The sequence below is a fragment of the Streptomyces sp. NPDC059851 genome (genome assembly GCF_042732005.1).
GTDB lineage: Bacteria > Actinomycetota > Actinomycetes > Streptomycetales > Streptomycetaceae > Streptomyces.
In genome coordinates, this window is record NZ_JBHWJJ010000208.1 from 1 (window position 1) to 9,791 (window position 9,791).

11 protein-coding genes are annotated in these 9,791 nt (G+C 66.7%); 5 read left to right on the forward strand and 6 right to left on the reverse strand.

The window, feature by feature from the left end:
- Positions 1-787: 787 nt before the first annotated feature.
- From ACFV7Q_RS36935 to ACFV7Q_RS36945, 3 genes are all read left to right on the forward strand, one after another.
- On the forward strand, positions 788-1,216 hold the full coding sequence (locus tag ACFV7Q_RS36935; RefSeq protein ID WP_385435323.1) for a hypothetical protein: 429 nt from the start codon (positions 788-790) through the stop codon (positions 1,214-1,216).
- Positions 1,217-1,542: 326 nt separating this feature from the next.
- Positions 1,543-1,923 carry a YwqJ-related putative deaminase gene (locus ACFV7Q_RS36940; RefSeq protein WP_385435330.1) on the forward strand — a complete coding sequence of 127 codons (381 nt, stop codon included), beginning with the start codon at positions 1,543-1,545 and terminating at the stop codon, positions 1,921-1,923.
- A complete protein-coding gene (locus ACFV7Q_RS36945) occupies positions 1,924-2,364 on the forward strand; it encodes an SUKH-3 domain-containing protein (RefSeq protein WP_385435324.1) in 441 nt (146 codons plus the stop codon). It abuts the gene before it with no gap.
- A gap of 148 nt (positions 2,365-2,512) precedes the next feature.
- Here ACFV7Q_RS36945 and ACFV7Q_RS36950 read toward each other — a convergent pair whose 3' ends face one another.
- From ACFV7Q_RS36950 to ACFV7Q_RS36970, 5 genes are all read right to left on the reverse strand, one after another.
- Entirely contained in the window at positions 2,513-3,775 is a 1,263-nt protein-coding gene (locus ACFV7Q_RS36950; RefSeq protein WP_385435325.1) for a tyrosine-type recombinase/integrase, read from the reverse strand.
- On the reverse strand, positions 3,775-3,957 hold the full coding sequence (locus tag ACFV7Q_RS36955; RefSeq protein WP_385435326.1) for a helix-turn-helix domain-containing protein: 183 nt from the start codon (positions 3,955-3,957) through the stop codon (positions 3,775-3,777). The genes ACFV7Q_RS36950 and ACFV7Q_RS36955 overlap by 1 nt, the downstream gene beginning before the upstream one ends.
- Positions 3,950-5,296 carry a replication initiator gene (locus tag ACFV7Q_RS36960; protein WP_385435327.1) on the reverse strand — a complete coding sequence of 449 codons (1,347 nt, stop codon included), beginning with the start codon at positions 5,294-5,296 and terminating at the stop codon, positions 3,950-3,952. The genes ACFV7Q_RS36955 and ACFV7Q_RS36960 overlap by 8 nt, the downstream gene beginning before the upstream one ends.
- A gap of 133 nt (positions 5,297-5,429) precedes the next feature.
- On the reverse strand, positions 5,430-6,758 hold the full coding sequence (locus ACFV7Q_RS36965; protein ID WP_385435328.1) for an FtsK/SpoIIIE domain-containing protein: 1,329 nt from the start codon (positions 6,756-6,758) through the stop codon (positions 5,430-5,432).
- Positions 6,758-7,084, reverse strand: a complete 327-nt coding sequence (locus ACFV7Q_RS36970) for a hypothetical protein (RefSeq protein ID WP_385435331.1) — start codon at positions 7,082-7,084, stop codon at positions 6,758-6,760. Before ACFV7Q_RS36970 ends, ACFV7Q_RS36965 begins: the two co-directional genes overlap by 1 nt.
- Positions 7,085-7,319: 235 nt before the next feature.
- On the opposite strand from ACFV7Q_RS36970, the gene ACFV7Q_RS36975 reads away from it, so the two are divergent.
- On the forward strand, positions 7,320-8,192 hold the full coding sequence (locus ACFV7Q_RS36975) for a GntR family transcriptional regulator (protein WP_385435329.1): 873 nt from the start codon (positions 7,320-7,322) through the stop codon (positions 8,190-8,192).
- 69 nt (positions 8,193-8,261) lie between these two features.
- Here the strand turns inward: ACFV7Q_RS36975 and ACFV7Q_RS36980 are convergent, their stop codons facing one another.
- The gene (locus ACFV7Q_RS36980; protein ID WP_383649489.1) at positions 8,262-8,984 is read right to left on the reverse strand and encodes a GntR family transcriptional regulator; all 723 of its coding nucleotides are present in this window, start codon (positions 8,982-8,984) and stop codon (positions 8,262-8,264) included.
- A gap of 155 nt (positions 8,985-9,139) precedes the next feature.
- Here ACFV7Q_RS36980 and ACFV7Q_RS36985 point away from each other — a divergent pair, with 155 nt between their 5' ends.
- On the forward strand, positions 9,140-9,337 hold the full coding sequence (locus ACFV7Q_RS36985) for a hypothetical protein (RefSeq protein ID WP_362866425.1): 198 nt from the start codon (positions 9,140-9,142) through the stop codon (positions 9,335-9,337).
- The last annotated feature ends 454 nt before the right edge of the window (positions 9,338-9,791 follow it).

The window sequence follows — 9,791 nt, forward strand, 5'->3', positions numbered from 1 at the left end:
GGGGCCCGCGTCGGGCAAGGCCAGGGGGCCACTCGTTCAAATTCCGGGCAGGATCACGACCTGCCCGAGTTGCCGGGCCAGCGTACGGCCCCCTGGCCATGCCCGACCCCAACCCGGGCAGGACACCGGCCAAAGCCCACTCCACCGACCTCACGCGCGCAGCCGTCTGACGGCAACGCCGACGGCAACACGGACGCACAGGAGGGGACTTCCACGCACATCCACGGACTGGCCGAATTACGTTGACCTGCGAAAACGCAGATTACGGCACCCCGGCCAGCACACGTACTATGTGCTCGCAGGCGCCACCCCAGTCCTCGTCCACAATTGCGGTCCGAACGCAGATGCGCCGGCGGCCTCATCTGGCGAGGCGATTGTCCATCTCGATCGCCCCAATGGGCATGCCTTGATTACCATCCGCTCTGGAGATGAGGTCTTGAGTACTCATCAGTTCGGCGGAGTTGATCTCCCGACGAACGGTGTTGCCACATTCGATCCGGCAACGCTCTCCCCGACAACGATCAACGTGAGGATTTCGCTGCCGAATGCGGAAGGCGCCATGGCGTACGCCGAAGTCATGATGTCTAAGACTGCGAGAGGCGCCTATCCGAAGTACGACCTGGAAAGTCAGAGTTGCGTCACATATTGCGCTCAGGTCCTTCGGGCGGGCGGCGTTTCCGACATACCGCTGGACACGTTCAGTGCCACGAGATGGTTGATTCGAAGGCATGGATAGGGTGGTCGAAGTGGAACTGTGTAACTTGCAGAAAGGGGAGTGACCTCTAACGTGTCGATGCCAGAAGGGTGGGAGTGGCTCGAAGAGATGCCTGATGAGTGGCATCCGCCAGAGGAACTGCGAGGACCCTCGAACGCTGCCGCGATCAACCTCGCCATTCAGATCCTGGCGTGCGACGTCGTCAGTCTGGAGATCCAAGCCCTCGTGGGGAGATTCATCATCGAGCAGTCGCAGTTCACATCTTGGTTCCTCCGCGAAGTGAAGGGTGCCGGACGCGACCTTCGGGAGGTCGCATTGATCTCGCAGTCGTCTCTAAAGCAAACCCGTTTGGTGTTCGAGGCTTGGAAGGCCCTCCAGGAATCCCTGAACGCCAAGGGGCGGGATGAGGACCTTTTTCCGGTGATTGCGGCCAAGAAAGATGCTCTTGCTGGAGCTCTGACGGACGCTGCTGATGCCCTCGCGGAGGCGCAGCGACCTTGATGCCAATCCGAATCATGTGGGAGTGGTTCGCGATCCGCTTCCATGAGGAAGGCATCCTGCTTTCTTCACTTGCCTGAAGTCGATATCCCGCTCGCCCCCGGCTCAAATGCACCGGGGGCGAGCGGGCTTCTGACGGCAACGCTGACGCAGCGGCAACGCCGACGGCAACAGGGGTGCACAGGAGGGGACTTCCGCGCACATCCACGGACTGGCCGAATTACGGTGACCTGCGAAAACGCAGATGACGGCACCTCGGCCAGCACACGTACTATGTGCTCGCAGGCGCCACCCCGGTCCTCGTTCACAACTGTGGCGTTGTTGACGCGGTGCATGCGGAAGCAGAAGCAGTTGCCGACCTTTCGGGGTCTCAGCGCCCGCAGGTGATTGAAGCTCTGCAAGTTCCCGGTAATGCTCCCATTGTCGCCCATAGTGATGGAGGAGCAGGAACTCGGCGGGTGCATCCGGCCATCCAAGGAATCCTCGATTCCATACCTACCGCTCAGCGTGGAAATAATCATGGAGGTTGCGGGTTGGTTCAGTGCTTGACTGAAGCCTTGGATGCTGGGCTCGATCCGACTGGGGCCACCGCTGCTGCGACCGTGGGGCGCACCAGGACGAACAAGAACTTCAAGAAGCTCATTGGGCCGTGCGATAGTTGCCGGGTACTAGTCGAGCACTTCGAGATCGATTTCAGGATGGCGCCGTAGATGCCTCGATTCTCCGACGAAGTAGAGGGCGTCCTTCGACGTGCTGGCTGGCTACCGGATCGCCGGGTTGACCTCGCTCAATGGAAGGTGTCTTCGGCAGAGTTCACCTGGCATGCCGCAGCAGAGAAGTTCCTCCAGGAGTTTGGTGGACTGCGAGTCGATAACAGCGGGCCTGGAATCACATGCGCGCGGGAGTCGTTCGAGTTCGATCCGGAGCTTGCAATCGGAGAGGGTGAAAGGTTTGCGGAGCTTTCTGAATTGTTCGGTCATAAATTCTTCCCTTTGGGGGAAGTGGGGCAGGGGGAATTCTTCCTGGCGATCGATGAAGAGGGCGCCATCTACCTCCTTGGAGCTTGGGTGCTAAGGCACGGTCCAGGGGATTTGGCCTTGGAGCATCTCGTTACGGGAGTCGCGCCAGAAAGGCTTAGTCGGCCCACCTAAAGTATTTCGTAACCGCGTCGCATTAATACGGTATGGAGGCCACTGGCGAAGTTCCGTACGATTCGACGCTTGGGAATGCCGCAGCGGCCCCTCCGGATCTTTTCCGGTGGGGCCGCTGGGGTGTTTGACGGCAACGGTGACGGCAACGTCAGCGGACGACGACTGTGGTAAGTGGGCCGTCAGGGTCGTCGTCCTGGCTGAGTGCGTGGCCCAGGGTGTCGATGGCTTGGCGTTGGAGCCGGAGTCGGACGTGGGCGTAGACGCTGGCCGTGACGCCAATATGGGCGTGGCCCAGAAGCTCCTTGATCACGATGAGGTCGACGCCCTGTTCCAGGAGCAGGGTGGCGGTCGAGTGGCGGAGGTCGTGGAAGCGGATGCGCCGGAGTCCGGCGCGGTCGAGGAAGGTGCGGAAACGGCGGGTGAGGTTGGCCGGGTCGAGAGGCCGGCCACTCGGCGTGGTGAAGACGAGGCCGCCGTCTTGCCAGCCCGACCCTGCCGTCTCGCGCTCCTTGTGCTGCCGTTCCTTGTGCTGCTTGAGGGAGTGGATGCATTCCGCCGGGAGAGCGATGCGGCGTTCAGACGCCCGGGTCTTGGTGGGCAGGTGGGTGAGGCCGCCGGTGCTGGTGCGCTGGAGCGAGCGGCGGATGGTCGCGGTTCCACTGTTGAGGTCGAGGTCTTCCCAGTGGAGGCCGAGGAGTTCGCCTTTGCGGAGGCCGGTGCGCAGGGCGAGTTCGTACAGCGCATGGAGCCTGTCGGTGCGGGCGGCGTCGAGGAAGTGGCGGGCCTCGGCCGCCGTGAGTGGCCGGAAGCGCTTGGGCCGGGGTGCGGTGGTCTTGACGTTCCGGGCGACGTTGCGGGGCAGCTCGTCTTCGCGGACGGCGTGTTCCAGGGCGGACTTGAGCACCGAGTGCACGTAGGTCACCGTCAGAGGAGACAGCTGCTTCTGACAGCACTCGCCGATCGCACAGCACTTCTTCCGTTCGGTGTCCAGGCCCTGGGTGCAGCACTGGCAGGTGGTGCGGAGCCGGTCGAGGAAGGTGCGGATGTCCTTGGCGGTGAGCCGCGCGATCTTCTTGGTGCCGAGGCCGGGGATGAGGTGGAGGCGGACACAGGTGGCGTAGCGGGTGTGGGTGTTCTCGCGGAGCGAGTGGATGGCGACGCCGTTCAGCCAGTACGTGAGGTGGTCGCTGACGGTGCTGTCTGCGGTGGCGACGGGTACGCCGCGGTTGCTGTCGGCGATCTTCTCGGCGAGTTTGTCTGCGGCTTCCCTGCGCGTGCTGCCGTAGACACGGACGCGTTTGCTGGTGCCGTCGGCGGCGAGGACGTAGCCGGCGGCTTCCCAGCGGCCGTCCTTGCGCTGGTAGATGGTGCCTTCGCCGTTCGCACGTGTCTTCTTGCGTGGAGCAGTCATCAGGCGGCCTCCTCCAGGTGACGCTGGACGTAGTCGCCCAGTGCTTGGGAGGGGATACGACGGGCGCGGCCGATGGTCACTGAGGCCAGGCGTCGGGTGCGCAGCAGGTTGTAGAGGGCGGAGCGGCCGATCCTGAGGCGGGCCATGGCTTCCGGAACGGTGAGGAGTTCGCTATCACGCACCGGCCGTCACCTCCAGCTTGCGGGTCGGGCCACCGTTGATGAAGCCTGCGAGGCGTTCGAGGTCGGGGGTGAGGCCGGTGCCGTCGTATGCCCAGTGGGCGAGGACGAGGGTGGTCGGGGAGGGCGGAGGGGTGTGGCGGCGGTGCCAGGCGGCTCGGGCGGCCCGGAGGGCGCCGAGGGTGGTGGAGTAGGCGCGGGTCTTGGAGGAGAAGTGGCCGCGGAAGCCGAGCATGTGGGCCCACTTGCGCAGATTCAGGTGCTTGAGGTCGTCGCGGGCGCCGAGGGTCCAGGCAGTGTCGATCATGCGGGCGGCGTGCTCGGGCACGGACTCGGACCAGAGGTCGGTGATCTTCTTCAGCCGGTGGTCGAGGGTGCCGGTGGCGGCTTCGGTTCCCTTGGTGGCGTACTTGGCGACGTATCCGGCGACCTTGCCCTCGGTGATCGTGATCCCGCCCTGGAAGGCCGCGGACCGGATGATCCTGGTGTCGACCTGCTCGCCGAAGGCGAAGGAGTGGGTGCGATTTTTGAGCGTGGGCCCGTCGACGTGGGCGCGGGTGGCCGAGATCCGGATCGCGTCGGCCAGGAGTTCGGGGGTGGCCCAGGCAGGTGGTGGGGTGTAGGGGCCTGCGGGGCCGTCGAGGCGGATTACGGCGTGGAAGTGGATCAGTCCGCGCTGCTGGTACTCGGCGACCTTGGCGTACGAGACCCGGACGACCTTATGCAGCAGACGCTGCGGGATACCGGCTGTGGCGGCGATGGTGCGGCGCAGGTGGAGCATGAAGCGGGCCCACAGGGCCGGGGCGTGGGCGTTCCACAGCACGGCGCCGGTGTAGTCGTATCGCTCGGGGTCGAGCGGGGTGCCGAGGAGCGGGTCGCCCTTGGTGTGGGTGCGTCCGCAGCGGCAGCGGGCGGAACCGCCGGTGCGTCGGCCGTGCACTGGCCCGTACGACGGTGCGGTGAGCGTGGCGAACACCCTGGGGTGGGTGGCGACCTGGTCGGGGATGTTCTTGCCGCCGCGCAGGCCGGCGGCAATGAGGTGGTAGGTGTCCTGGCGGTAGAGCTCGGCGCAGGAGGGGCAGCGGGTGGTGCGTCGGTTGCCACAGCGCACCAGGAGGTGGCCGGCGGGCAGTTCCTTGGATGTCAGTTCGCGCAGGATCTCGCCGGTGAAGGTGTCGATCTCGGTGCGCTGGCCTTCGAGCCGGATGGGCTGGGAGCAGCCGCCGAGCGAGGAGAGCTGTCGTATCAGGCCGATCAGGTTCCGGTACCCGGTGAACGTGGGCAGCGCGTCCGTGTCCGGTTCGGGACGGGGGATTGTGGCGGTGGGGTTGTGCGGTGGCATGCTGGCGGGACCTCTCTGCACTGCGGCACACGTGTGCCGTGGATGGATGGGAGGAGGCCCCGGCAGGGGCGAGGGTTTGGCGACTACACGCCCTTGCCGGGGTTCACTGCGAAGCGGGACCAGCAGGCGGCGGTCACGCTGCCTTGTCCAGGTCGACGCGGTCGGGCAGGTCGCGGACCTTGAGCCCTTCGGCGCACATGAGGTCGTTGATCTGCCAGCAGGCTTCGGTGGGCAGGTAGACCGAGCGCAGCCGGACCGGGGTGCGCATGTCGCCGATGGAGGCGATGGACACGCCCTGGGGCATGGTGCGGTCGGCGGCGGTGATGTCCAGGTCCCGGCCGTCGGGGAAGAGGTGAAGGAAGTCCTCGATGGTGTCGACGCGGTGGCAGATCCGGGCGGACAGGTTGGTGCGCACGGCGGTGGTGAGCACGTCGGCGGAGGGCTTCTGGGTGAGCAGCCACAGCCGTACGCCGAACTTGGCGCCCTGGCTGGCGATGGCCAGCAGCTCGGCCTCGAAGCGTTCGCGGGCCTTGCGGTCCGGGTGCCGGGTGTAGTTCGCCACCTCGTCGATCACCACGAGCAGCAGCGGCAGCTCGGGGCTGAACTCGGTGATGCGGTCGGTGCGGCCGGACCAGAACAGCCGTTCCCGGCGCTGCATCTCCTCGCGTACCCAGCGCAGGATCTCGGTGGGCTCGTCGGGGTGTATGGCGTCGGAGACCTTGTACGCGGTGCGCCACCAGGGGGCGGCGGCTCCGAGGTTGGGGTCGATCACGATCAGGCGCACGTCCCGCATGAGCGAGGCGTAGGCGAGGAGGGTGTTGACGGTGATCGATTTTCCGGAGCGGGTGAGGCCGGCGATGAGGGCGTGGGCGGAGTAGGCGAGGTTGAGCACGATGGGGGTGCCGTCCTCGTCCCAGCCGAGCAGTACGTCATCGGTGGAGACGAACTGCCCCGGTCGGCAGACGGGGGAGCCGTCCGGGCCCAGGAGTGGTGAGCGGATCACTGCCTTCAGCGGCTCACGCCGGAAGCCGCGCGCGACGATCACTCCGGGCTTGGGCTGGCTGATGCGGATGCGGCGCATTCCCCAGGCGTCGCACAGGCCCTCGCCCGCGTCCTGCCAGGCGCTCAGCCCCACCTGCGGCAGGGCATCGGCGGTGACGGTGACGCCGAAGGCGTCGGCGCGGGTGTGCAGGCGCGGCACCAGCACCCGCGGTTTCGTCGGTTGCTCCTGCGGGCCGTACTGCTGGAGCACGGTCGGGGCGGCGTCCTTGACGGCCAGGCCCAGCATCGGCGCGAGCCGCTTCCAGCCCCAACGGATCCGCCGTGCCTGCCGCAGGCTGATACGGGTCTCGGCATCGGCCCGGTACCAGCGGGCGAAGCAGTACCCGGCCCAGCCCAGCAGCCCAAGCGAGACCAGCACGGCGAGGACGAGCAGCGCGAGCCCAAGGCGGTTGTCGGGCATCAGGCGCCTGCCTTGAGGGTGATGGCGTCGGCGCGGACGGAGACGCCGTGCCGGTCCTTGCCGTTGATTTCGTTCTCCCAGGCCGAGGCGACAAGTCCGGTGAAAGCCACCGGCAGGCCGACCTTCAGGCCCTTGCCGAGACCGGGCTCGGGGATCTTCACGGCGATCACTTCGGCGCGGCCGTTGAACGCGAACATCACTTCCACCAGGTGCACGTGGGCGCCGGTGCCCCGGTCGATCGCGGGCTGTCGGCCCTCGCGGTCCTTGAACTGCGGGCGGGGCTCGGAGGCCAGGATCATCAGTGCCTGGGACTGGTCGATGGGCATGGTCTTCACGGCAGACCTCCAGGTAGAGGGATGTGGATCACCCGTGTGGGTGATCACGTGCCACACAACATAACATCAATCCTCAGTCCATCCGTAGTCATTTCCTATTGAGTCCATCCGTTGCTGCGGCGGTCCATCCGTAGGGCCGCTACCCTGACCCCGTGGGCTGAGCTGGTGAAATAGGGCGGCAGCGAGCAGCCCTGTGAGCCCAATCGGACCCGAACCAGGGATGGACATGCCTGCTGACGAAGCGCGTTTGACGTTCGAGCGCATCGCGGACGACCTGCGGCAGGAGATCCGGGACGGCAAGCTGCGACCGGGGCAGTTGCTCCCGACGCAGACCCAGCTCATGCAGACCTACAAGGCGTCGAGCCTGACCGTGCAGAAGGCCATCCGGCTCTTGCGGAACGAGGGCTGGGTCATCGCCCGCCAAGGGCGCGGCACGTTCGTCACGCGCTCGGCCGACTTCGAGGACGCCTTCGAGAAGGTCGCCAGCGACCTCCAGCAGCAGATCTACTCCGGCACCTTGGCACCCGGCGCCAGGCTTCCCGCCCGCGAGGTGTTGGCCGAGCATTACGCGGTGCCGCTCAATGTGGTCACCAACGCCATCGCCCTGTTGGCCGGCAACTTCCTGCTGCGGTTCCCAGGCGAGCTGCCCGGTGACGAGGTCTATGTACGCGACTGGGAGGACCACGGCTTCGCCACCCAGCTCATCCACGGTCGTCTGGTTCGCAAGATCAGGGACGGCTCACTGTCCAGGGGCGCCACGCTGACGGTGGATGAAGTAGTCGATGCGATCGGAGGTGACGCCGAAGCTGCCGACCAGGCGCTGACCTTCCTCGCCCTGGAGGGCCGGGTCAGGAAGATCCACGAGACCAGGGGATCGCATCGGGAAGTCGCGTACGTTGTCCTGGGCGGCGAGTTCGGCACCGAGGTACCGGTCACCGTGCAGCCGGTGGACGAGTCGGCCGAAGCATCCGAGACCCCGGTGAAGGAGTTCCCGACCGGCGGGGTTGCGGATCTGGCCTACAAGCTGGAACGCGCCCTGGAGCGGATCGAGGAGCTGGAGGAGCGCGTCGAACGCCTCGAAGGCCGCGACGCGGGCTGAACAGGCATGTGAACGACGGCGTCCCCGAAGGCCGCAGGTTGGCCTTCGGGGACGCTTCGCGTTGATCGGTCAGGGCTGGTACTCGTAGCCGATGGTGAACCGGGGCGGCAGACACCACTCCCCGTACTCGATGATTCCTTCCGCGTCCGACCATCGGTGGGCGCCGGCCAGGATTGGGGAGCCGACCGGCAGTCCTAGTGCGCTCGCCTCTCGGGCGTCGGCGGGGCGGGCGTGCATGTCGTCTCGGGCGTGGGTGATCGTGCGCCCGGTGGCTTCCAGGACCCGGGCGGACAGTCCGTGATTGCGGCCCGGGGCGGTGTTCAGCAGGTCGGGTACGAGGGCGGCGAACGGGGCCGGGTACCAGGTCACGGCGAACACGGTCCGGGTCTTGCCCCGGCCGGCCAGCCACTCGCGCCGGACCACCTGGTCCCCGGGCTCCAGGTCGAAGATCTCCGCCACGTACAGCGGCGGCGTGATCAGCTCGGCCGCTGTCACCCGGCTCGTCTCGCCCTCCGCGAGGAACGACTTCACCCGCTGGACCCGGGCCAGCCGGTCCCGCGCCGACAGCGTCCAGCGCGGGTCGTCGGCGACGTAGGTACCGCGGGGGGTGGTCCGGATGAAGTTCTCCACCTGGAGGGCCTGCAAGGCGCGGGAGACGGTGGCGGCCGCGGCCTGCCACTGCCCGGCGATCTCCCGGTTGGTCGGCAGCTTGGCGCCGGGTTCAAGCTCTCCCGACAGGATGCGCTCCCGGAAGTGATCCGCGATCTTCGTGAACGTCTTGGGACTGGGCATAAGGCGTGCCCCTCCGTTGAGTTGACGTGCTGTCAGTGGGAGCACACTAGTGCACTACGAACCGTAGCGGGAGTGCTTCGGCCACTCGAATACTGAACTAGAGCACCGACCTGTCAAGAGGTCGGCCATGTGACGTTCGAGAGGTGGCGATCTACATGACGGAGCCGACCAGGTACTCGACCCCGCCGGTCGAACTCCCGTTGCGCCTGGAGCCGGACCCGGCACCCGTTGAAGACTGCGCGGGCTGCGCCGAGCTGGCCAACGTACGTGATCGGGCCCGCACGGTCGGCGACATGACCACCGTCACCGACTGCAACGTCTACATGCGACGCCACCCGGAAGGCCACCAGTGACCACGCGTGCCGTCTACCGATTCGTCTCCCACACCATCCGCCACGTTCCTGAAGGTGGCGTCACCTACGAAGCGTTCTGCGTCACCGATGGGTGCCAGGCCGAATCCGGCCCTCACGATGAGCAGGAAGCTGCACAGGACTGGGCACTCCGTCACACCGGGAGCACGGGCCACGACCTCTTCAGACGGGTCTTCACCGATCACGCCAAGGTGAGCCGCGCCGAGTAGAGCCCCACCAACGGCCGTAGCGGGACCCACATCCGCAGGCCATCTCACCAGGCCAGCAGCCCCAGCCGAAACGCTCAACCGGCAGCCAGGGCGTTCCGCCGAAGCGGGATGCGTCCAAACTTTCTCTACGTCTTCAAGGCGACCCGCTGACGCGGGTCGCGGGGGGGGCGGGCGCCCCCCCCCCCCCCGCGCGCCGCCGCCCCCCCGGGGCCGCCCGCGCCCCCCCG

Excerpts from the sequence above, each read along its gene's own strand:
- ACFV7Q_RS36980 (WP_383649489.1), bottom strand. The coding sequence starts at position 8,984 with ATGCCCAGTCCCAAGACGTTCACGAAGATCGCGGATCACTTCCGGGAG.
- ACFV7Q_RS36945 (WP_385435324.1), top strand. The coding sequence starts at position 1,924 with ATGCCTCGATTCTCCGACGAAGTAGAGGGCGTCCTTCGACGTGCTGGC.
- ACFV7Q_RS36965 (WP_385435328.1), bottom strand. The coding sequence starts at position 6,758 with ATGCCCGACAACCGCCTTGGGCTCGCGCTGCTCGTCCTCGCCGTGCTG.
- ACFV7Q_RS36950 (WP_385435325.1), bottom strand. The coding sequence starts at position 3,775 with ATGACTGCTCCACGCAAGAAGACACGTGCGAACGGCGAAGGCACCATC.
- ACFV7Q_RS36985 (WP_362866425.1), top strand. The coding sequence starts at position 9,140 with ATGACGGAGCCGACCAGGTACTCGACCCCGCCGGTCGAACTCCCGTTG.
- ACFV7Q_RS36960 (WP_385435327.1), bottom strand. The coding sequence starts at position 5,296 with ATGCCACCGCACAACCCCACCGCCACAATCCCCCGTCCCGAACCGGAC.
- ACFV7Q_RS36970 (WP_385435331.1), bottom strand. The coding sequence starts at position 7,084 with ATGCCCATCGACCAGTCCCAGGCACTGATGATCCTGGCCTCCGAGCCC.
- ACFV7Q_RS36975 (WP_385435329.1), top strand. The coding sequence starts at position 7,320 with ATGCCTGCTGACGAAGCGCGTTTGACGTTCGAGCGCATCGCGGACGAC.